The sequence below is a fragment of the Aeromonas enteropelogenes genome (assembly GCF_020097295.1).
GTDB lineage: Bacteria > Pseudomonadota > Gammaproteobacteria > Enterobacterales > Aeromonadaceae > Aeromonas > Aeromonas enteropelogenes.
Genome location: NZ_CP083625.1, coordinates 3,563,623 through 3,585,460 on the forward strand (window position 1 = coordinate 3,563,623; position 21,838 = coordinate 3,585,460).

Here is a 21,838-nt window from a genome sequence, read left to right on the forward strand (position 1 = left end):
ACCATCGGCAACTACCCATGAGCGCTTCCATCTATCTCGTCAAAGGCCGCGAAAAATCCCTGCTGCGTCGCCACCCCTGGATCTTCTCCAAGGGGATCGAGCGGGTTCAGGGCAACCCCATCGACGGCGACACCGTCGAGATCTACTCAAACGATGGCAAGTGGCTCGCCCGTGGCGCCTGGTCCGGCAGCTCCCAGATCCGCGCCCGGGTCTGGACCTTCGACAAGGACGAGATCATCGATCTCGACTTCTTTATCCGCCGCCTCTCCTATGCCCAGGAGTCCCGCGATCCACTGATCAAGCGCCAGGGTCTCACCGGCTATCGCCTGTGCGCCGCCGAGTCCGACGGCCTGCCGGGTCTGACCATCGATCGTTACGCCGATTTTCTGGTGTGCCAGATCCTCTCCGCCGGTGCCGAGTTCCAGCGTGACCTCATCACCCAGGCCCTGCGCACCCTCTACCCAGAGTGCAGCATCTATGAGCGCTCCGATGTGGCGGTACGCAAGAAGGAAGGTCTGAAAGAGCGCACCGGCGTGATTTACGGCGAGACTCCGAACGAACCCGTGATGATCGAGGAGAACGGCGGCGTCAAGATCCTGGTGGACATCCGCAACGGTCACAAGACCGGCTTCTATCTGGATCAGCGTGACAACCGTCAGGCGGCCGCCAAATATACCGAAGGCAAGCGGGTGCTCAACTGCTTCTGCTACACCGGCGGTTTTGGCGTCTATGCCCTCAAGGGCGGCGCCAAGGAGGTGGTCAACGTCGATCTCTCCCAGAACGCACTGGACATCGCCCGCCAGAATGCCGAGCTGAACGGCCTGGACACCAGCAATACCCGGTTCGTGCGTCACGACGTGTTCAAGCTGTTGCGCGAATACCGCGAGAAGGGCGAGAAGTTCGACGTCATCGTGCTGGATCCCCCCAAGTTTGCCGAGAGCAAGGCCCAACTGCTGGGTGCCTGCCGTGGCTACAAGGACATCAACATGCTGGCCTTCCAACTGCTGGCGCCGGGCGGCGTGCTGCTCACCTACTCCTGCTCCGGCCTGATGGAGCAGAGCCTGTTCCAGAAGATCGTCGCTGATGCGGCCCTCGATGCCGGTCGCGATGCCCAGATCCTGGAGCTGCTCTCCCAGGCCTCCGATCACCCCATCGGTACCGCCTATCCGGAAGGTTTCTACCTCAAGGGGCTGGTGGTGCGCGCCCGCTGATCGGCAAGCTCCCTCCCCTTTTGATCAATCAGGCCCCATTGCGGGCCTGATTTTTTTGCCGCGCCCTTGTTGTCTGTGCCGTACCCGCCCCCTCTCCTTTCACCTTCTCGCCCTGCTTGCTTGGCCCCTGTCACCCTTTACTGCGTGTTTTTGCACAATAAGTGCACATTTATGACTTTAATCACACTCGTATGACTCTCTTTTTCGTAACGTAAGCCAGCCTGAGGCGATCCTGCGTCCGGGAACTGCCCTATCAGGACTGAGGGGTCGGCACAACAACAAAAATCGATGTCAGGCCAAGCTGAACATCACAAGGGATAACGTCATGAATCAATCATTGCCGCTGTTAACGCCGCTGCGGGGCATCGCTGCCCTGATGGTGGTGCTGTTCCACGCCCGTCTGTTGCTCTTTCCCCAATGGATGGAGTCGATAGCTGGGGTCACCCAACTCATCGAGAATGGCTATCTCTGGGTCGATCTCTTCTTTATCCTGAGCGGGCTGGTGCTGGCCCATGTCTACGGTGAGGCCTTCACCGCCCCCCGCCGCACCGTCAGCTATGGCCGCTTTCTCTGGCTGCGACTGACCCGGGTCTACCCCCTCTATATTGTGACCCTGGTGCTGCTGGTAGGCTGGGAGCTTTACAAGGCGCGGCACGGAGTGGGCTTCTACGGCGGCCCCCTGTTCAAGATGTGGGAGTGGGAAGGAATGCCTCCGTTTGGTTCCCCCTTCACCCCGGCCGAGGCGCTGCCAAGTGCACTCTTGCTGCTGCAGGTAGTGACGGATCAGGGGCTGACCTGGAACTTCGCCGCCTGGTCCCTGAGCGTGGAGTGGATAAGCTATCTGTTGTTCCCGCTGCTCATTCCGCTCGCGGTCACCCGCAGCCGCTGGAGTCACCTCTCCCCCTTGCTTGCCCTGACGGTGCTGGCCTTTATCGTGCATAGCCGGGGGACGCTGGATGTCACCAGCGGGGCACTGGCGGTCGGTCGTGGAGTAAGTGAATTCGTGCTCGGCCTCTGGTTGCTGCCCAGGGTCAAGGCAGCGCGGAGTTTGCCCATGATGCAGCAGGATCTGCCACTGCTTATCGCCTTCCTTCTGCCCTTCGTGCTGCTGCAGTTCACCATGACGCCGCAACTGACCCTGCTGCTGATCTGCGCCTACGTGCTACTTATCTGGATTGCTGCCTCTCAAGGGAAGCGCCAAAGCCCACTACTGCGCCTGCTCGATAACCGCCTCACCAACTGGCTGGGGGATCTCTCCTACTCCATCTACCTGCTCCATGCTCTGGTGCTGCTCACCGGTTGTGAGCTTATCCACTACCTGGCGCCCGAGCTCACCGCATGGTGGTATGCCCAGACCAATCCACTGCTGGGAGTGGTGGCGACCCTGTTGATGCTGGCGGTGTTGATCGCGCTCTCGGCGGTGAGTTATCACCTTTTTGAGCGACCACTGCAGCGGCGCCTGCGCCGCGTTGGTCAGGCGCGCCAACCGGCATTGGAGCGGGCGGGATGATAGCGTCCCTCGGATGGGCCAGGCCGGTTAGCTCAGCTCGTCCAGACTGTTCATGACCCAGGCACTGGGATGCTGGCCAAACCCGAGGCGGGGGTAGTAATCCACCGCCTGGGGGGCGGCCAGCAGGATCAACTTGCAACCCGGTTGCAACTGCAGGAAGGTCTCTCGGATCAATGCTTTGCCAATCCCCAGCCCTTGCACCGCCTCGGTCACCGCCAGATCAGAGAGATAGCAACAGTAACAGAAATCGGTCACCGAGCGGGCCACCCCTACCAGTTCCTCTCCCTGCCAGGCGGTTACCAGCAAACCGGCGTTATCCAGCATGCCCTGAATGGTCGACAAATTCTCCGTGGGGCGCCTGGCCCCCAATGTGGTCTTCTCCAGCAACTGGACGAAGGCTTCTGGCGTGATGGGATGGTTGACCCGCAGTGTCGTGTTCACCTGAACTCCTTGTAATGTGCCATTTATGACCCATTTCTCCCGATAACGGGGCCAATTGTCCAGCAATTGGTCGTTTTGGCCATGAATTCCTGTTCGAACCTGCGGGGCCGATTGTGGCATAATACCCCATCCTGTGGCCCTTGACGGGGCTACGCTGGCGCATCTGGTCGCCCCCTTTCCCCGTCCGGCTTGGCAGCCCTGCGTGACTGCCTGCGCCGCCGCCTTTGATGGCAACCAAGGCCACCCGTTTTTTGCGGTGCATTCCGCCCGTTTATCAAGGCGCCCCACCGGAGCGCCTGCACAAGCAAGGGGGTAAGTATGTCTTCCATTCGTCTGACCCAATACAGCCACGGCGCTGGTTGTGGCTGCAAAATCTCTCCCAAGGTGCTCGATACCATTCTCAAGAGCCAGATCCCGGGGTTCAACGATCCGACCCTTATCGTCGGCAACAGCAGTAAGGATGACGCGGCCGTGGTCGATATCGGCAACGGTCAGGGCATTGTCTCCACCACCGACTTCTTCATGCCCATCGTCGATGATCCTTTCACCTTTGGCCGCATCGCCGCGACCAACGCCATCAGCGACATCTACGCCATGGGCGGCAAGCCCATCGTCGCCATCGCCATCCTCGGCTGGCCCATCAACACCCTGCCCGCCGAAGTGGCCCAACAGGTGATCGACGGCGGTCGTCAGGTATGCCACGAGGCAGGGATTTCACTGGCCGGCGGCCACAGCATCGATGCCCCCGAACCCATCTTCGGCCTGGCGGTGACCGGTATCGTGCCACTGGACGCCATCAAGCAGAACGACACCGCCAAGGTGGGTGACACCCTCTATCTGACCAAGCCCCTTGGCATCGGCATCCTCACCACCGCCCAGAAGAAGGGCAAGCTCAAGCCCGAGCACGAGCAACTGGCCCCCAACGCCATGTGTACCCTCAACAAGATCGGCCAGCAATTCGCCGCGCTGCCGGGGGTCCACGCCATGACTGACGTGACCGGTTTTGGTCTGGCCGGTCATCTGCTGGAGATGTGCGAAGGCTCAGGGGTCAGCGCCCGCCTCGACTTCAAGGCGCTGCCGCTGCTGGATGAGGTGGATTACTACCTGAGTGAGGGTTGCGTGCCGGGCGGTACCCTGCGCAACCACGACTCTTACGGCCACAAGCTCGACGCCATGGACGATCGCACCCGCAACATCCTGTGCGATCCGCAGACCAGTGGCGGCCTGCTGGTAGCCGTGGGCAAGGAGAGCGAGGAAGCCCTGCTCGCCATCGCCCGTGACGCCGGCCTCTCCCTCTCGCCCATCGGCGAGATCAAGACCCTGGAAGGCAACCGCTTTATCGAGGTTATCCAATGAGCGGATTGCCGCTGATCACCGACTACGCCAGGGTCTTCCTGGACGACATCCCCCTGATTGACCTGCGTGCCCCCATCGAGTTCAAGGAGGGGGCCTTCCCCTGTACCACCAACCTGCCCTTGATGACGGACGATGAGCGTGCCCAGGTGGGGACCTGTTACAAGAAGCAGGGTCAGGCCGCCGCCATCGAGCTTGGTCACAAGCTGGTGGGGGGAGCGGTACGCGCCGAGCGCATCGAAGGCTGGCTGGCGCAGTTGCGCCAGCAGCCGGATGCCCTGCTCTACTGCTTTCGCGGCGGCCTGCGCTCGCAAACCGTGCAACAGTGGCTCCATGAGGCAGGGGTTACCCGTCCGCGCATCGCCGGTGGCTACAAGGAGCTGCGCCGCTTCCTGATTGATACCCAGGACAGGGCCTCCGCCGAGTGTCACTGGAGCGTGCTGACCGGCATGACCGGCTCCGGCAAGACCCATATGCTGGATCAGGTGACCCAGGCGGTGGATCTGGAGGGCCATGCCCACCACAGGGGGTCGTCGTTTGGCCAGTTGCCGGGGGGCCAGCCCAGCAACATCAATTTTGAAAACAACCTGGCCATCGAGCTGCTCAAGCGTCGTCACCACGGCGAGCAAGCGTTCGTGGTGGAAGACGAGAGCCGCCTTATCGGTCGCTGCTGCCTGCCGCTCTCCCTCTACGAGACCATGTGCCAGGCACCGCTGGTGGTGGTGGATGTGCCGCAACACGAGCGCGCCGAGCAGATCCGCGAGGATTATGTGCATGATCTCTGGCTGCGTTATCAGGCCATGTATGGCAATGAAGAGGGCTGGCCCCTGTTTGCCGCCTACCTGACCGACGCCCTGGCCCGCCTCAAGCGCCGCCTGGGGGATCAGGCCCACCGCGAGCTGGATCAGCTGATGCAAACGGCCCTTGAAGAGCAAAGCCGCAGCGGTGATACCGAGCTGCATCTGGCCTGGATCACCCTGCTGCTGACCCGCTACTACGATCCCATGTATCTCTACCAGCTTGGCAACAAGCAGGAGCGCATCGTGTTTCGGGGCGACAAGCAGGCCTGTCTCGACTATTTTGCCGAGCAGCACGCCAACCAGGCGATCTGATCCGGCCCTTATCAGCAAGAGCTGCAAGAGGAATTCCCATGTTGAAATTCGAGGTGATCCCGGTCACCCAGTTCGCCCAGAACTGCTCCCTCATCTGGTGTGACGAGACCCATGAGGTGGCCCTTGTCGATCCGGGCGGTGAAGCGGACAAACTGTTGGCCGCCATCGCCAAGCGGGGGCTGACCCTGACTCACATCCTGCTGACCCACGGTCATCTGGATCACGTGGGCGCCGCCGCAGAGTTGCGGGAGAGAACCGGCGTCACCATCACAGGCCCCCACCAGGAAGATGCCTTCTGGCTCGACATGCTGCCCCAGCAGAGCCAGATGTTCGGATTTGCCCATACTCCCGCCTTTGCCCCCGACCGCTGGCTCGAACAGGGTGACAAGGTGCAGGTGGGCAAGTGCGAGCTGGACGTCTACTTCTGCCCCGGCCACACCCCGGGCCATATCGTGCTGCTCAGCCAATCCGAGCGGCTCGCCTGGGTCGGTGACGTGCTCTTTGCCGGCAGCATTGGCCGTACCGACTTCCCGCGCGGGGATCACGCTACCTTGATCAAGTCGATCACCGAGACCCTGCTGCCGCTGGGTGACGAGATCGTCTTCATTCCGGGTCACGGCCCCAGCTCCACCTTCGGCCGCGAGAAGGTGAGCAACCCCTACCTGACCCAACCTATCTGGTAATAAAAAGGCAGCGGCATGGGCCGCTGCCTCTCTTCCCTTTCTCTTTGCTTCTTCGCTGTCATTTTGCAGTTAACTGGCAGCTTTCCGCCGCTGCATCCTGCTTTTTGCCCATTGCCACCACCGATTGCCGCCAAGAGAGGCCGCTATCCGGGCAGACCAATCACGCGCTCGATACCAAAAAACAAAAATCCCCACCCGGGGGTGAGGATTTTTCAGGCCGCCAAGCGTTGGCTTACTGCTCCAGCAGATGACCTACCAGCTCATGACGCCACCCTTGCAGCAGCATGGGCTTGTCGGCGCGGGTCCGCTCTTCGTCGCTCATCCGCCAGCTCCAGGTGAAATACTGGTGGATGATCTTCTTGCTGGCGATCAGCTCGGGCGGAATATTGCTGGCCTTGGCCTTCTCGTCCACCAGGGCCTTGATGCGCTTGAGCTCGGCCTTGTATTTGGGGAAGTCCACCAGACGGCGAATGGGCTCGGGCCAGCTGTCGGGATCGCTCTGCTGGGCCTTGGCGACGATATCCAGCATCCGCTTGCCGTGGATCTTGATCTCGATGGGCGAGAGACCCAGCTCATTGAGATCGCGAAGGGACGCGGGCCGACGCTCCGCCACCTTGAACAGGTGCAGCTCTTTGACCACGAAGTTGAGGGCGAGATCCCGGCGGACCGCTTCCTGCTGGCGCCAGGCGGCCAGCTCGCGCAGGATCGCCAGTTCGCGGCGACCCAGTTGCCAGGCGTTGACTATCTCGAGATAGGCCTGACGGGGATCGTTGCCCTGGGTCTTGCGGGCGGAGTGGTTCTGGCACTCCTGCTCGAACCAGGGGAATTTGCCACTTTCACGCAGCTTGGCCATCACCTTGTCGTAGAGGGGCATCAGGTAGAACACATCGGCCGCCGCGTATTCGAGCTGGCGGTCTGTCAGCGGGCGAGCCAGCCAGTCGGTGCGGGCCTGATCCTTCTCAAGGACCACGCCGAGGAATTCATTGACCAGGGCACCAAAGCCCACCGAGACGCCATAGCCCAGAAAGGCGGCCGCCAGCTGGGTATCGTGCATCTGATTCGGCAAATGACCGGCCTCGTGCTGGATAAGCTCGAGATCCTCGCCGGAGGCATGCAGGATGGCGATCTGCCCTTCCCGACCGAGCCGTCGCCAGAGCGGGGCGAGATCCAGGGTGAGCGGATCGAGCAGCGCCAGCTGCTTGCCATCGTAGATTTGAAACAGGCCCAGTTGAGGGTAATAGGTGCGGGTGCGAACGAATTCAGTATCGATGGCCAGGGGAACGTCGGCCAGAGAAGCGAGATACTGCTCCAGTTCGGCTTGCTGTGAAATGAATTGATAGTGCATCTTTGCCTGCAAGTTTTCAGGGCCAAAAGAAAAAACCGTGGGATGTCCCACGGTTTTGCATCACTGCGCTGCCTGGCCAAGAGGCCTGGCGACGCCGGTTACTGCTTGGCAATCTCTTCGTCGCGCAGGACGCGGCGCAGGATCTTGCCCACATTGGTCTTGGGAAGTTCGTCGCGAAATTCTACCAGTTTCGGCACCTTATAGGCAGTCAGATGTTTGCGGCAGTGGGCAATAATCTCGTCTTCCTGCAGTTTTGCATCTTTCCTGACCACGAAGATCTTCACCAGCTCGCCGGAGACCTTGTGCGGCACGCCGACGGCCGCCACTTCCAGCACTTTCGGGTGCAGCGCCACCACGTCTTCAATTTCATTCGGATAGACGTTGAAACCGGAGACCAGGATCATGTCCTTCTTGCGATCGACAATCTTGAAGAAGCCCTGCTCGTCGCACACGGCGATGTCGCCGGTACAGAGCCAGCCATCCTGCATCACCTCGGCAGTAGCCTCGGGACGCTGCCAATAACCGACCATCACCTGCGGGCCGCGCACCTGCATCTCGCCCGGGGTGCCAAATTCGGTGATCACCTGACCGTTGTCATCCACCAGACGGATATCGGTGGAGCAGACCGGCAGACCGATGGAGCCGTTGTAATCGCTCAGATCATACGGGCAGACGCTCACCAGGGGCGAACACTCGGTCAGGCCATAACCTTCCAGCAGCGGGGTGTCGGTCAGCGTCTTCCACTTCTCGGCCACCGCCCGCTGTACCGCCATGCCGCCGCCGATGGTCAACTTGAGCTTGGTAAAATCCATGCCCTGGAACTCGTCGTTGTTGACCAGCGCATTGAACAGGGTGTTCACCCCGGTGATGCAGGTGAAGGGGTACTTCTTGATCTCTTTGACAAAGCCCGGGATGTCGCGCGGGTTGCTGATCAGCAGGTTGTAACCACCAAGGCGCATAAACAGCAGGCAGTTCACAGTGAGCGCGAAGACGTGGTAGAGCGGCAGCGCGGTGACCACGAACTCCTTGCCCCGCTCCAGCATGGGGCCATAGACGCCGAGGCACTGCTCGACGTTGGCAATCATGTTGCGGTGGGTCAGCATGGCCCCCTTGGAGAGGCCGGTGGTGCCGCCGGTGTACTGCAGGAAGGCAAGATCGTCGTTGCTGATCTCGGGTTTGATGTACTGCAGGTAACGCCCCTTGGAGAGGGCCTGGCGCATGGTGCTGGCGTGGGGCAGATTATATTTGGGCACCAGCTTCTTGACGTATTTCACCACGAAGTTGACCAGGGTGCCCTTGGCCAGCCCCAGGTTGTCCCCCATCCGGGTCAGGATGACGTGCTTGATCGGGGTGTCATAGACCACTTTTTCCAGGGTATGGGCGAAGTTGGAGACGATGACGATGGCCTTGGCGCCCGAGTCATTGAGCTGGTGCTCCAGCTCCCGCGGGGTGTAGAGCGGGTTGACGTTGACCACTATCATGCCGGCACGCAGGATGCCGAACACGGCGATGGGGTACTGCAGCAGGTTCGGCATCATCACCGCCACCCGATCGCCACGGCTCAGCTTGAGCTCGTTTTGCAGATAGGCGGCAAAGGCGCGGGACTGCTCTTCCAGTCGGCGGTAGGTAATGGTCTGCCCCATGTTGACGAAGGCGGGCTGGTCGGCGAACTGATTTACCGACTCTTCAAACATATCGACCAGGGAGCTGTATTGGTCTGGATTGATCTCGGCCGGAACCCCTTCCGGATAACGCTTCAGCCAGACTTTTTCCACGAACTTCTCCTGCATAACTAGCACCTGTGCGCTCACTGTGTTGCCTCCGTCCCTGTTCACTGCAATTTCAATCAGCTGTTTTAAGCTCATACTCTAACGCCGCCCATATTTACATAGGGCAACATCAATTAACAGCACATTAACAATGAAAAAGTGTGAGGGGGAAAACAAACCTGGAATTATTGAAAGCCGCTGATTCTACCGAATTTTGCAGAAATTTTCGATACAAACAGCGGTCTTGGCAGAATTTTCCATATGAAAATGGTGATTTCCTGCCAACAGGACCCGCTCTATCTCTCTGAAAGCATCCTGACGCGACTGCCATTGTGCCTGCAGGCTGGCAAAGCCCTGCTCCCCCTGAATGAAGAGCACGGGCGCGCGGATTGCCCCCATCAGCGCCCTGGCCTGCCCCTCGCTCATGCGAAGGGGTGAGAGATCCCGCAATCTGGGGTCGCTGCGCCAGTACCAGCGGCCATCTTGCTCAACCAGCTGGCGCTCGCAGATAAGGCGCGCCGCGGCCGAAGAGATATCCGCCACCTTGCAGCGGGCGGCCACCGCATCGTCGATGGAGACAAACCCGCCGGTGGCACGCTCGCGGGTACGGCTGCGGTTGACAATGGCGCGTTTGAGCTGAGCTGGCACCTCTTCATCAGGCTGACTCAGCGGCCCCAATCCCTCCAGCATGATGAGCCGCGCCACCTGTTCAGGAAACACCCCGGCATAGGCCGAGGCGATCAGCGCCCCGAGGGAGTGACCAAGCAAGGTGAACCTGGTCCAGCCCGCAGCCTGGGTGATCTGGTAGAGATCGTCCAGCCAATCGACGAAGACATAGGGGGTCTGCTTGTGATCCGAGTGACCATGCCCCGGCAGATCGACGCAGATCAGGTGAAAGGCATCAAGATGAGGGGCGAGAGGTCGAAAGCTGGCACTGTTGTCGAGCCAGCCATGCAGGGCCACCAGCAACGGCTTGCCCTGCTGGCCATTGTCGAGCAGGGCCACCCGGCGACCATCCGCCAGGGTGAGAAAGCGCTCCTGCAGGCTGTCAATCATGTTCACCCCTAGCGGCGCAGCGGCCGTCTCGGCCAGAAGGGATCATAGAAGGGGTCGTAGAAGTAAGGGTCCATATAGCGGATCTCCACCTCCTTGACCGGCGGCCACAGCTTGCTGCCCGTCACCTTGAGCACCGGGAAGCGATACTTGTGCTCGCCAATCTGGCCGTCCACCGGCTTGTCCGTGGTCCCCAGCACCGTCAGGCTGCGCCCCTTGGCATAGAGGGTCGGGTCGACAAAGCCCTGCATGACTGCCAAAAAACGCCCCGGACTCTGCTCGGTCTGCTCCGGTATCCCGTTGGATTTAAGCGGAAGATAGACCACCTCGATAACGCTCTGATCCGCCTTGTTGTGCACCGCGGCAATCACCCCGCTCCAGCGGGCAGGCTTGCCCTCCAGTGCCAGCGCGGGCTGATAGGCCACCAGCTGGTTTTCAGGCTCATAGGCCAGCTCTTTGGGCACAGAGCTACAGGCTCCGAGCAGCAACACAGCAGCCCCCATCACCATCGCACGCTTGAACATGTCACTCTCCTTTTCAGATCGTCAGTTCCCGCGCCGACCAGTGCCAACTGCACCGGCCGACAGGGGATGTTCATCGATTGGTAGCAAGGGTGGCACCACGGCCATTGCCTACCCTGCCCTTACTCGCGACCCGGCAGCTTCTTCCAAGTCACCTTGTCGCGCAAGTAAACCGGAGTCGCCTTCTCTACAGCCACCGCCTCACCCGCCAGCCAGGCGGTGCGTGCCAGGGGCAGCATGTCTTCTGCTGCCGGGAAGCGCACCTGGCTCCCCATCCGCTCGTCGGCAAGCCCTGCGAGGGTGTCACCATAGGTTTCAAATCCGGTGCCGACGCAAGTCACCTGACCTGCCAGCTTGCCACGACTGGCCACCAGAGCGGCGGGATCGCTCACCACTTCCTCACCCACCAGCTGCATGCGACCATCGCGCCATTCATAGTGACCGAAGTAAACCTCGTTCATCCGCGCATCGATGGCGGTCAGCACATGCTCGGCCCCGTCCAGACGATGAGCCCCCTGCGCCATGGCCGCCAGGGTGGAGATGCCGATAAGTGGCACACCGGCGCCAAAGGCCAGCCCCTGAGCGACTCCGATACCGATCCGCACACCGGTAAAGGAGCCCGGGCCACGGCCGAAAGCGATGGCATCCAGCTCGCTCAAACTTATCCCGGCTTCCTCCAACAGAGCCTGAACCATGGGCAAAATCTTGCGGGTGTGATCCCGCGGCGCCTCTTCCCAACGGGAAAACACCTTGTCACCCACCAGCAAGGCGGCAGAGCAGGCTTCGGTGGCGGTATCAACGGCCAGGATCTTCAACTCGTTCATGCGTTCCAATCTCGATTACATTCAGTCAATGTCATTACCGACCGGCAAACACAGTGCCGATCTGTTGTTCAAACAGGTTAAATCACGCTAACAGGGCCCGCAGACCCGATGCGCTGCCAGCAAGCGCCCAAGGGATATATCCCGAGCGCGAGGCCTCAGCCCAACTCAGTACAAAGAGTTCGTCTCGGCTGCGTCATGCCTTGGCGCCAAAGAAATCCCCCAGCATGGCCAGCTCCCGAGTACGGGGAATGGTGGGCAGACTCTTGATAAAAGTGGCGCCGTAGGGCTTGTTGACCATGCGCGGATCACAGATCACCAGTACCCCATGATCACTGCGATCACGAATAAGCCGCCCCACCCCCTGTTTCAGGGCAATCACCGCCTTGGGCAGCTGGAGTTCGGCAAAGGGATCGCCCCCCTTGAGCTTGCAATCATCGACCCGCGCCTTGAGCAGCGGATCGTCAGGGCTGGCAAACGGCAGCTTGTCGATGATAACACAGGAGAGCGCAGCCCCTCGCACGTCGATCCCCTCCCAGAAGCTGCTGGTAGCCACCAGCACGGCGCGGCCATTTTCCACGAACTCCTTGAGCAGCCGCTGCTTGTTGTCCTCCCCCTGCAACAGCACGGTGCGGCCGATCTCCCGGCGCAGCACCTCGGCCACCTGACGCATCACCTGATGACTGGTGCAAAGAAAGAAACAGCCCCCCGGGGTCTTGTTGATAAGGGGGATCATCAGGTTAGCCAACTGTTCGCCCCGACCAAAGGCGTTGGGCTCGGGCAGATAGCGGGGCACGCACAGGCGCGCCTGCTCACCGTAATCGAACGGGCTGTCCAAAATAAGCTCGGCGCTGCCGGCCAGGCCCAGCTCGGCCACGAAGTGATCGAAGCGCTGATCAACCGTCAGGGTGGCGGAGGTGAACACCCAGGCCACCTCGGGCCTTTGCACCTCGGCCCCGAAACGCTCGGCCACCGAGAGCGGGGTCAGGTTGAGGGAAAAATGCAGCCGCGAGCAGTCATACCAGTAGGAAAAACCGGTCTGGTTCACCGCCAGCACCTCGCCAAGGCGAGTGCGCAGCTCGCAGATCCGCTCGAAGGCGTGATCCAGCTGCTCGCCCCGCCCCAGCGCCAGTTTCAACACCTCGTAACAGAGCCCGATGGCGTCGTTGAGGCGAGCCAGCGCCTGTCCCCAGAGGGGCTGGCGCAGCATGTCGCGGGTATTGCCGCGCCCGCCATCCACCCCGAAGGCGAGGCGCAAGTCCTGGCTCGCGATGGCGAGCCGATCCGCCGCCTTGCCAAGCTGGGCCATATCGTGGGCTTCGGCCCGATAGGCAAGCTGGATATCCTGCGCCAGATCCTGGATGGTGCGGCTGCCCACCGACTTGCCGAAGTAGTTGGTGGCGATCTCGGGCAGCTGGTGCGCCTCGTCAAACACATAGACTTGCGCCTGTGGCACCAGCTCGCCAAATCCCGTGTCTTTCACCGCCAGATCGGCGAAGAAGAGGTGATGGTTGATCACCACCACCTGGGCGTCCATGGCGCGGCGCCGGGCGATGACCAGGTGGCAATCGTCGTAATAGGGACAGTCGCGCCCCAGGCAGTTGTCGTTGGTGCTGGTGACGTGGGCGAGGATCTCGGCGTTCTCCTGCAGCCCCGGAATATCCCCCACATCGCCGTTGTCGGTAGCGGTGGACCAGGACTTCACCTTGACCAGGTCATTGAGGATCTCAGGCTTTTGCAGATGGGATTCGCTCAAGAGCCGGTTCATCCGCTCGATGCACAGGTAGTTGCTGCGCCCCTTGAGCAGGGCCACCGGCGAGGTGTAGGAGAGCGCCTGCGTGATGGTAGGCAAGTCTCGATAGAAGAGCTGCTCCTGCAGGTTTTTGGAGCCCGTACTGATCACCACCCGCTTGCCGGATTCCAGCGCCGGCACCAGATAGGCGTAGGTTTTGCCGGTGCCTGTCCCCGCCTCCACCAGCAGACGGCCACCACTCTTGATGGCACGGGCCACCGCCTCGGCCATCTCCAGTTGTGGAGCGCGGGCTTTGAAACCGTCGATATGGCTGGCCAGAGGGCCGTCTGGCTTGAACAGGGTCTGGATGGTCAAAAGGGAGTCCCGCAGCAAAAGGGGGCATTATGCCAAAAGCGCGGCGAAAGCGGGACTGATTCTGCGCTCAGACGAAGAGATCGATCTGATGCTCGGGATCGGGCTTGTGATCGTCCTCCTCCGACGTTGGCTGATCATGCTTGGCCGAGGGGTACGGCTGCTGGCGCTGCTGGGAGTCGCTGTTATCAGTGCCGGTCTTGCGCAGCTGATGCTTTTGGCTGATCTGGGTCACTTCCCGCTTGATCTCTTCGCTGCCAGGCGTGGCGGGCGCCCGGGGCAAGATGGGGAACAAGAGGTCCTGGCTGGGCATGATGTCGACTCCTGCTAGGGGTTATTGTCTAGTTATCGACCAGAAAACCGTTTTCTCAATTTTAATCGATCAAATCACAATTTCGGGTTGCTTTTTCTGTCAAGGCAGGTAGTTTAAATCAGGCGTCAATTACGACATCTTATTTGTAAAGGATTGATTACATGCAGTTCACCACCCTGAAGACTCATCACCACCATCATCATCCCGAATAGTCTTTCAGGAGGTTGACTGCTGGAAGACACTTAACTGGTGACTTCCAAAAGGACCGCAAGATTCATAAACCCTCGGAAGCACCCACTTCCGAGGGTTTTTTCGTTTTTGACTAGAAGGAAATCGAGCAAATGGAAACACAACGTCTACGTATCGCCATGCAAAAGTCCGGTCGTCTGAGCCAGGACTCCCAGGCCCTGTTCAAGAGCTGCGGCCTCAAGATTAACCTGCGCGAGCAACGCCTTATCGCCCATGTCGAAAACATGCCCATCGACATCCTGCGGGTGCGTGATGACGATATACCGGGGCTGGTGATGGAAGGGGTGGTCGACCTTGGCATCATCGGCGAGAACGTGCTGGAAGAGGTGCAGCTCATCCGCGCCTCCCAGGGCCAACCCTTTGCGGTCAAGACCCTCAAGCAGCTCGACTTCGGCGGCTGCCGCCTCTCCCTGGCCGTACCGGACGACGTCAACTACACCGGACCACAGAGTCTCGCCGGCAAGCGCATCGCCACCTCCTACCCGGGGCTGCTCGGTCGCTTCTTCGCCAAACGAGATATTCCCTTCAAGAGCGTGATGCTGGGCGGCTCGGTGGAAGTGGCCCCGCGCGCTGGCCTGGCCGATGCCATCTGCGATCTGGTCTCCACCGGCGCGACCCTGGAGGCCAACGGCCTGAAAGAGGTGGAGGTGATCTACCGCTCCAAGGCGGTGCTGGTGCAGGCCCCCAACCCCTTGTCTGATGCCAAGCAGAAGCTTATCGACAAGCTGCTGCCCCGCATTCAGGGGATGCAGCAGGCCCGCGAGAGCAAGTACATCATGCTGCACGCCCCCAAAGAGAAGCTCGATGCCATCACCAGTCTGCTGCCGGGGGCCGAGCGCCCCACCATCATGCAGCTGGCGGGCGAGACCAATCAGGTGGCGCTGCACGTCGTCTCCAGCGAAACCCTGTTCTGGGAAACCATGGAGCAGCTCAAGGCCCTGGGTGCCAGCTCCATCCTGGTGCTGCCCATCGAAAAAATGATGGAATAAGGAAGGAACATCATGCAGACCCTGATCTGGAAGACCCTCTCCCCTGCCCAGCAGGCCGACGTGCTGACCCGGCCCGCCTTGAGTGACGAGGCCGATATCGGCGCCGTGGTGCGGGATATCATCGCTGCGGTACGCAGCCGGGGCGACGAGGCCCTGCGCGAGTTGAGCCAGCGCTTCGAGCGTGCCCCGCGCCAGCAGTTGCAGGTGAGCGAGGCCGAAATTGACGCGGCGTGTGCACGCCTGGGGGATGACATCAAGGGCGCCATCAAGGCGGCGATTGCCAATATTCGCGCCTTCCACGCCGCCCAACAACAACCCGTGGTGCGGGTCGAGACCCAACCCGGGGTGGTGTGCGAGCTGCGCACCCAGCCCATCGGCCGGGTCGGCCTCTACGTGCCGGGTGGCAGCGCGCCGCTCCCCTCCACCGTGATGATGCTGGCCATTCCGGCAAGCCTGGCCGGTTGCCGTGAAGTGGTGCTCTGCACCCCGTCCCCGGCCAGCGACGAGATCCTGTTTGCCGCCCGTGCCTGCGGGGTCGAGAAGGTGTTCGCCATCGGCGGGGCCCAGGCCATCGCCGCCATGGCCTATGGCACCGAGACGATCCCCAAGGTGGACAAAATCTTCGGCCCGGGCAATGCCTACGTGACTGAGGCCAAGGGGCAGGTGTCCCGCGACTGGCGCGGCGCCGCCATCGACATGCCGGCCGGCCCCTCCGAGGTACTGGTGATCGCCGACGAGAGCGCCAACCCGGCCTTCGTGGCGGCAGATCTGCTCTCCCAGGCCGAACACGGCCCCGACAGCCAGGTGGTGCTGGTGACCACCTCACCGCTACTGGCCGATGCCATCGGCACCGAGATCAAGGGCCAGCTGGCCAAGCTCACTCGCCGCGACATCGCCGCACAGGCGCTGGGTTCAAGCCTGGTGATCCTCTGTGACGATCTGGCCGAGGCCTGCGCCATCTCCAATGCCTATGCGCCAGAGCACCTTATCGTGCAGACCCGTGCACCCCGCGAGCTGCTGGACCGACTCGAGAATGCCGGCTCCATCTTCCTCGGGGCATGGACACCGGAATCCGTCGGGGATTACGCCAGCGGCACCAACCACACCCTGCCCACCTACGGCTATGCCCGCACCTGCTCCAGCCTGGGACTGGCGGACTACCAGCGCCGCTACACGGTGCAGGAGCTAAGCGAGAGCGGCATCCGCAGCCTTGGCCCCATCGTCGAGCGCATCGCCCAGGCCGAGGGGCTCGATGGCCACAAAAATGCCGTCACCCTGAGATTGCAGGCCCTCGCGGGCGCCGTCCAAACCGGTTCACAACAAAAGGATTTGTCATGAGCATTGCCAATCTGGCTCGCCGCGTGGTGCGCGCCCTCACCCCTTACCAATCTGCCCGTCGCATCGGTGGCAAGGGTCATGTCTGGCTCAACGCCAACGAGGCCCCGCAGGCCTACCCCTTCACCGTCGAGGGGAGCCGTCTCAACCGCTATCCCGAACCCCAACCAACCGAAGTGGTCAACGGCTACGCCGCCTACGCCGGAGTCAATCCGGATCAGGTGCTGGTGAGCCGCGGCGCCGATGAGGCCATTGAGCTCTTGATCCGCACCTTCTGCGAAGCGGGTGAAGATCAGATCCTCATCTGCCCACCCACCTACGGCATGTACGCCATCAGCGCCGAAACCTGTGGCGTAGGGATTGTCGAGCAGCCCTTGACGCCTGCGCGCCAGCCGGACTGGCCCGCCATCGCCGATCGTCTCGGTGACGTGAACCTGGTGTTCCTCTGCTCCCCCAACAACCCCACCGGGGATCTGGTGGGCCGTGACGGACTCATCGCCTTGCTGGAGAAGGCCCGGGATCGCGCCATCGTGGTGGTGGACGAGGCCTATATCGAGTTCTGCCCCGAGGCTTCCGTGGTAGATCTGCTGGCCCGTTTCCCCAACCTGGTGGTGACCCGCACCCTCTCCAAGGCCTTTGCCCTGGCGGGGATCCGCTGCGGCTTTACCCTGGCAAGCCCCGAGGTGATCGCCATGCTGGCCAAGGTGATCGCCCCCTATCCCATCCCGGAGCCCATCGCCCAGATTGCGGTTCAAGCCCTCTCCCCCATGGGGCTGGCACTGATGTCGGAGCGGGTATTGGAACTCAACAAGCAAAAGGCACAGCTCAAAACCGAGCTTGCCGCTTTGTCGTGCGTAAAAGAGGTGTTCGAGGACAAGGGCAACTTCGTGCTGGTGCGCTTTGTGGATGGCGCCAGCGTGTTTGCCGCCATGAAGGCCGCCGGCATCATACTGCGGGATTTCTCGACCAAACCCGGCCTTGATAACAGCATTCGCATCACCATCGGCTATCAGGGCGAGATGGACGCCGTGCTGGCCGTGCTGCGTGATCTGCCCTCTCCCACTTTGTAAGACAAGGATGTAGCGATGAAGACCCCGTTTTTGTTTATCGACCGCGACGGCACCCTGATTGAAGAGCCGGTGACCGACAAGCAGGTAGACAGCCTCGCCAAGCTGCGCTTCGAACCCATGGTGATCCCGGTGCTGCGCGAGCTGCAGGCCGCGGGTTACGTGCTGGTGATGGTGACCAACCAGGATGGGCTGGGCACCGCCAGCCTGCCGCTGGAAAACTTCCAGCCGCCCCACGACCTGATGATGCACCTCTTCGAATCGCAAGGGGTGAGCTGGGAAAAAGTGCTGATCTGCCCCCACTTCCCCACCGACGGTTGCAGTTGCCGCAAGCCCCACCTTGGCCTGGTGAAGGAGTATCTCGCCTCGGGCCGCATCGACTTTGCCAACTCCTTCGTGATTGGCGATCGCCAGACCGATCTGCAGCTCGCCGAGAACATGGGCATTGGCGGTATTCGCTACCACCCGCAAGATCACGACTGGCTCGCAATCCGTGATCAGCTGCTCTCCAAAGGACGAGTGGCCGAGGTTGAGCGCTACACCAAGGAGACCCGCATCCAGGTGGCCGTGGATTTAGACAAGAGCGGCGGCAACCAGATTGAAACCGGCATCGGCTTTTTTGATCACATGCTGGATCAGATAGCGACCCACGCCGGCTTCAGGCTCAAGCTCAAGGTCAGCGGCGATCTGCACATCGACGATCACCACACGGTGGAAGATGTCGGCCTCGCCCTCGGTCAGGCCCTGCGCCAGGCCCTTGGCAACAAGCGCGGCATCGGCCGCTTCGGCTTCGTGCTGGCGATGGACGAGGTACAGGCGGTGATCGATGGCCGCCCCCGTGCGGATGAAGAGATCCCGCTCACCGAGCAGGAGGTGGCCACCGCGCTGGATTTGAGCGGCCGCCCCTACTTCGTGTTCGACTGCCCGAGCGGTTTTGGCCGCGACAACGTGGGCGAGATGGCCACCGAGATGGTGCCCCACTTCTTTCGCTCCCTCTCGGACGCCATGGCCATCACATTGCAGATGAAGGTGGGCTGCGGCAACACCCACCATCAAGTGGAGGCGTTGTTCAAGGGCTTTGGCCGCGCCTTGCGCCAGGCCATTCGGGTGGAAGGGAGCGAACTCCCCTCCAGCAAGGGGGTGCTGTGATGGAAGTGAACAAACAGAAGCTGGTCATCATCGATACTGGCTGTGCCAATCTGGCCTCGGTGCGCATGGCGTTCGAGCGCCTCGGCGCGGCGCCTCGGGTCTCCCGCGAGGCGGCCGACATCGAAGCGGCTGACAAGCTGATCCTGCCCGGGGTCGGCACCGCCGTGGCCGCCATGAAGAACCTCGACGAGCGCAATCTGGTGCCGCTCATTCGCGCCGCCAAACAGCCGCTGCTGGGCTTTTGTCTCGGCATGCAGATGCTGGCGGAGGCCTCCGAAGAGATCATGAGTGAGGGCGAAGACAAGGGCGGGCTTATCGACTGCCTCGGCATAGTGCCGGGCAAGATCCGGCTGATGGAGGTGGGCAACCTGCGCCTGCCTCACATGGGCTGGAATCAGGTGGAGCACGACGAGAGCCACCCACTGCTCCAGGGGATCCCAAGCGGCAGCTACTTCTATTTCGTCCACTCCTACGCCCTTGAGGTGACCGACGCCACCATCGCCACCTGCGACTACGGCCAGCCGTTTACCGCCATCGTCGGTCGTGACAACTTCTTTGGTGCCCAATTCCACCCGGAGCGCTCCGGCGCAGCCGGTGCCCGCCTACTGCAAAACTTTCTGGAGCTTTAACAAGGATGATTATCCCAGCCATTGATCTGATTAACGGCCAAGTCGTGAGGCTCTATCAGGGCGACTACGGCCAGAAGACTGCCTATAGCGACAGCCCGCAGGCCCGCTTCGATGAATATGTCTCTCAGGGGGCGGTGCAGCTGCACCTGGTGGATCTGGACGGTGCCAAGGATGCCAAGGCGCGCCAGCTTCCCCTTCTCGCCCAGCTGCTGTCGGCGACCGAGGCGCCGGTGCAGGTGGGGGGCGGCGTGCGCAGCGAGCAGGATGTAGCGGATCTGCTGGCCGCCGGTGCCAGCCGGGTGGTGATCGGCTCCACCGCCGTCAAATCCCCGGATCTGGTGGCCAGCTGGATGGAGAAATATGGCCCCGAGCGCATCGTGCTGGCACTGGACGTCAATATCGATGAGGAGGGCAATCGCCATATCGCGGTGGCGGGCTGGCAGGAGAACAGCGGGGTGACCATCGAAGCGTTGATCGAACGCTTCCTGCCCGCCGGGCTCAAGCACGTGCTCTGCACCGACATCAGCCGTGACGGCACCCTGGCCGGTACCAACGTCGAGCTCTACCGGGATCTCTGCGCCCGCTACCCGGGCGTCGCCTTTCAGGCCTCCGGCGGCATTGGCGGCATCGAGGATATCGATGCGCTCAAGGGCTCCGGGGTCAAGGGGATCATCCTCGGCCGCGCCCTGCTCGAGGGCAAGTTCTCGGTGGGCGACGCCATCGCCTGCTGGGCGACCCCCGCTGCATCTACCCCGACAGAAACAGGAGGCAACTGATGCTGGCAAGACGAATTATCCCCTGCCTCGACGTCAAGGATGGCGTGGTGGTCAAGGGCGTGCAGTTTCGCAACCACGAAGTGATGGGCGGCATTGTCGAGCTGGCCCGCCGCTACGCCGAGGAAGGCGCCGACGAGCTGGTGTTCTATGACATCACCGCCTCAAGCGATGCCCGGGTGGTAGACAAGAGCTGGGTCAGTCGGGTGGCGGAAGTCATCGACATCCCCTTCTGCGTCGCCGGCGGCATCAAAAGCGTCGACGATGCCCGCCAGATCCTGGAATTCGGGGCCGACAAGGTTTCCATCAACTCCCCTGCCTTGGCGGATCCCCGCCTTATCACCCGGCTGGCCGAGCGATTTGGCGTGCAGTGCGTGGTGGTGGGCATCGACTCCTATTTTGATGCCCAAACCGGCCACTATCAGGTCAAGCAGTTTACCGGCGACGAGAGCCGCACCCGCACCACCGCCTGGCACACCCTTGACTGGGTGCAGGAGGTACAAAAACGCGGCGCGGGCGAAATTGTGCTGAACGTGATGAACCAGGATGGCATGCGCCAGGGCTATGATCTCGAGCAGCTCAAGCTGGTGCGGGCCGTCTGCAAGGTGCCGCTGATTGCCTCCGGCGGCGCCGGCGCCATGGAACACTTTCGCGATGCCTTCACCCTCGCCGACGTGGACGGGGCCCTGGCCGCCTCCGTGTTCCACAAGGGGCTTATCCCCATTCCCGAATTGAAACGCTGGCTGAAAACCGAAGGAGTCGCCATCCGTGAATAATCAAGCTGTAAACAACGCATTGCCGCTGGTCGAGCGGCTCGATTGGGCCAAGTGCGACGGCATGATCCCCGCCATCGTCCAGCATGCTGCCAGTGGCGAAGTGCTGATGCAGGGCTTTATGACGAAGGAAGCCCTGGACAAAACCCTGGCGACCGGCCAGGTCACCTTCTTTAGTCGCAGCAAGCAGCGCCTCTGGACCAAGGGGGAGAGTTCGGGCCATGTGCTTCAGCTGGTCGCCATCACCACCGACTGCGATCAGGACTCCCTGCTGATCGCCGCCAACCCCGTCGGCCCCACCTGCCACAAAGGGACAACCTCTTGCTTCGACGGTCACCCGGTACCGCCACTGGGCTTTTTGGCCGAGCTTGAGCAGATCCTGGCGGCCCGCAAGGGGGCCGATCCGGCCACCAGCTACACCGCCAGCCTCTATGGCAAAGGCACTAAGCGCATCGCCCAGAAGGTAGGTGAAGAAGGCGTGGAAGTAGCCCTGGCCGCCATGGCCAAGGATCGGGAGGAGCTCATCAACGAATCCGCCGATCTGCTCTATCACCTGACCGTGCTACTGCAAAACGAAGGGCTGGGATTACAGGATGTGGTGCAGCGGCTTTATGAGCGGCACAATAAATAAACTGATA

The 21,838-nt window shown here is 61.6% G+C and carries 21 protein-coding genes and 1 other annotated feature; of the genes, 13 read left to right on the forward strand and 8 right to left on the reverse strand.

Annotation, left to right across the window (positions count from 1 at the left end):
* Positions 1-17 precede the first annotated feature (17 nt).
* The gene (locus LA321_RS16525) at positions 18-1,211 is read left to right on the forward strand and encodes a class I SAM-dependent methyltransferase (protein ID WP_026457448.1); all 1,194 of its coding nucleotides are present in this window, start codon (positions 18-20) and stop codon (positions 1,209-1,211) included.
* A 325-nt stretch (positions 1,212-1,536) separates the two neighbouring features.
* On the forward strand, positions 1,537-2,721 hold the full coding sequence (locus LA321_RS16530; RefSeq protein ID WP_042069421.1) for an acyltransferase family protein: 1,185 nt from the start codon (positions 1,537-1,539) through the stop codon (positions 2,719-2,721).
* A gap of 27 nt (positions 2,722-2,748) precedes the next feature.
* Here the strand turns inward: LA321_RS16530 and LA321_RS16535 are convergent, their stop codons facing one another.
* The gene (locus tag LA321_RS16535; RefSeq protein WP_042069422.1) at positions 2,749-3,162 is read right to left on the reverse strand and encodes a GNAT family N-acetyltransferase; all 414 of its coding nucleotides are present in this window, start codon (positions 3,160-3,162) and stop codon (positions 2,749-2,751) included.
* Between the two features lie 318 nt (positions 3,163-3,480).
* Here LA321_RS16535 and selD point away from each other — a divergent pair, with 318 nt between their 5' ends.
* The 3 genes from selD to LA321_RS16550 are packed head-to-tail and all read left to right on the forward strand — an operon-like array spanning position 3,481 to position 6,310.
* A complete protein-coding gene (gene selD / locus LA321_RS16540) occupies positions 3,481-4,518 on the forward strand; it encodes a selenide, water dikinase SelD (RefSeq protein ID WP_042069423.1) in 1,038 nt (345 codons plus the stop codon).
* On the forward strand, positions 4,515-5,627 hold the full coding sequence (mnmH, locus tag LA321_RS16545; protein ID WP_042069424.1) for a tRNA 2-selenouridine(34) synthase MnmH: 1,113 nt from the start codon (positions 4,515-4,517) through the stop codon (positions 5,625-5,627). Before selD ends, mnmH begins: the two co-directional genes overlap by 4 nt.
* A gap of 38 nt (positions 5,628-5,665) precedes the next feature.
* Positions 5,666-6,310, forward strand: coding sequence for an MBL fold metallo-hydrolase (locus tag LA321_RS16550; protein WP_042069425.1), 645 nt, complete (start codon positions 5,666-5,668; stop codon positions 6,308-6,310).
* Positions 6,311-6,542: 232 nt separating this feature from the next.
* Here the strand turns inward: LA321_RS16550 and rnd are convergent, their stop codons facing one another.
* From rnd to LA321_RS16585, 7 genes are all read right to left on the reverse strand, one after another.
* Positions 6,543-7,655 (reverse strand): ribonuclease D, encoded by a 1,113-nt coding sequence (rnd, locus tag LA321_RS16555; protein WP_042069426.1) that lies wholly within the window; start codon positions 7,653-7,655, stop codon positions 6,543-6,545.
* A 98-nt stretch (positions 7,656-7,753) separates the two neighbouring features.
* Positions 7,754-9,430 (reverse strand): long-chain-fatty-acid--CoA ligase FadD, encoded by a 1,677-nt coding sequence (fadD, locus tag LA321_RS16560; RefSeq protein WP_156140884.1) that lies wholly within the window; start codon positions 9,428-9,430, stop codon positions 7,754-7,756.
* Between the two features lie 198 nt (positions 9,431-9,628).
* Positions 9,629-10,480, reverse strand: a complete 852-nt coding sequence (locus tag LA321_RS16565; RefSeq protein WP_042069428.1) for an alpha/beta fold hydrolase — start codon at positions 10,478-10,480, stop codon at positions 9,629-9,631.
* Positions 10,481-10,488: 8 nt separating this feature from the next.
* Complete coding sequence (locus tag LA321_RS16570; protein WP_042026276.1) at positions 10,489-11,001, reverse strand: Slp family lipoprotein; 513 nt, start codon at positions 10,999-11,001, stop codon at positions 10,489-10,491.
* 119 nt (positions 11,002-11,120) lie between these two features.
* Positions 11,121-11,822: a tRNA (adenosine(37)-N6)-threonylcarbamoyltransferase complex dimerization subunit type 1 TsaB gene (tsaB, locus tag LA321_RS16575; RefSeq protein WP_042069429.1), complete on the reverse strand. Its 702-nt coding sequence runs from the start codon at positions 11,820-11,822 to the stop codon at positions 11,121-11,123.
* Between the two features lie 193 nt (positions 11,823-12,015).
* Positions 12,016-13,926, reverse strand: a complete 1,911-nt coding sequence (locus tag LA321_RS16580) for an ATP-dependent DNA helicase (protein WP_042069430.1) — start codon at positions 13,924-13,926, stop codon at positions 12,016-12,018.
* Positions 13,927-13,993: 67 nt separating this feature from the next.
* On the reverse strand, positions 13,994-14,236 hold the full coding sequence (locus LA321_RS16585; RefSeq protein WP_042026283.1) for a hypothetical protein: 243 nt from the start codon (positions 14,234-14,236) through the stop codon (positions 13,994-13,996).
* A gap of 187 nt (positions 14,237-14,423) precedes the next feature.
* Positions 14,424-14,552, forward strand: a sequence feature (His leader region).
* A gap of 25 nt (positions 14,553-14,577) precedes the next feature.
* Here LA321_RS16585 and hisG point away from each other — a divergent pair.
* The 8 genes from hisG to hisIE are packed head-to-tail and all read left to right on the forward strand — an operon-like array spanning position 14,578 to position 21,831.
* Complete coding sequence (hisG, locus tag LA321_RS16590; RefSeq protein ID WP_042069431.1) at positions 14,578-15,474, forward strand: ATP phosphoribosyltransferase; 897 nt, start codon at positions 14,578-14,580, stop codon at positions 15,472-15,474.
* A 12-nt stretch (positions 15,475-15,486) separates the two neighbouring features.
* A complete protein-coding gene (hisD, locus tag LA321_RS16595) occupies positions 15,487-16,812 on the forward strand; it encodes a histidinol dehydrogenase (protein ID WP_042069432.1) in 1,326 nt (441 codons plus the stop codon).
* Positions 16,809-17,879, forward strand: a complete 1,071-nt coding sequence (gene hisC / locus LA321_RS16600; RefSeq protein ID WP_042069433.1) for a histidinol-phosphate transaminase — start codon at positions 16,809-16,811, stop codon at positions 17,877-17,879. Before hisD ends, hisC begins: the two co-directional genes overlap by 4 nt.
* 15 nt (positions 17,880-17,894) lie before the next feature.
* Positions 17,895-19,025: a bifunctional histidinol-phosphatase/imidazoleglycerol-phosphate dehydratase HisB gene (gene hisB, locus LA321_RS16605; protein ID WP_042069434.1), complete on the forward strand. Its 1,131-nt coding sequence runs from the start codon at positions 17,895-17,897 to the stop codon at positions 19,023-19,025.
* A complete protein-coding gene (gene hisH / locus LA321_RS16610) occupies positions 19,025-19,654 on the forward strand; it encodes an imidazole glycerol phosphate synthase subunit HisH (protein ID WP_042069435.1) in 630 nt (209 codons plus the stop codon). The genes hisB and hisH overlap by 1 nt, the downstream gene beginning before the upstream one ends.
* 5 nt (positions 19,655-19,659) lie before the next feature.
* Positions 19,660-20,430 (forward strand): 1-(5-phosphoribosyl)-5-[(5-phosphoribosylamino)methylideneamino]imidazole-4-carboxamide isomerase, encoded by a 771-nt coding sequence (hisA, locus tag LA321_RS16615; RefSeq protein ID WP_042069436.1) that lies wholly within the window; start codon positions 19,660-19,662, stop codon positions 20,428-20,430.
* Complete coding sequence (hisF, locus tag LA321_RS16620) at positions 20,430-21,203, forward strand: imidazole glycerol phosphate synthase subunit HisF (RefSeq protein ID WP_042069437.1); 774 nt, start codon at positions 20,430-20,432, stop codon at positions 21,201-21,203. The genes hisA and hisF overlap by 1 nt, the downstream gene beginning before the upstream one ends.
* Positions 21,196-21,831 (forward strand): bifunctional phosphoribosyl-AMP cyclohydrolase/phosphoribosyl-ATP diphosphatase HisIE, encoded by a 636-nt coding sequence (gene hisIE, locus LA321_RS16625; protein WP_042069438.1) that lies wholly within the window; start codon positions 21,196-21,198, stop codon positions 21,829-21,831. Before hisF ends, hisIE begins: the two co-directional genes overlap by 8 nt.
* Positions 21,832-21,838: the final 7 nt, after the last annotated feature.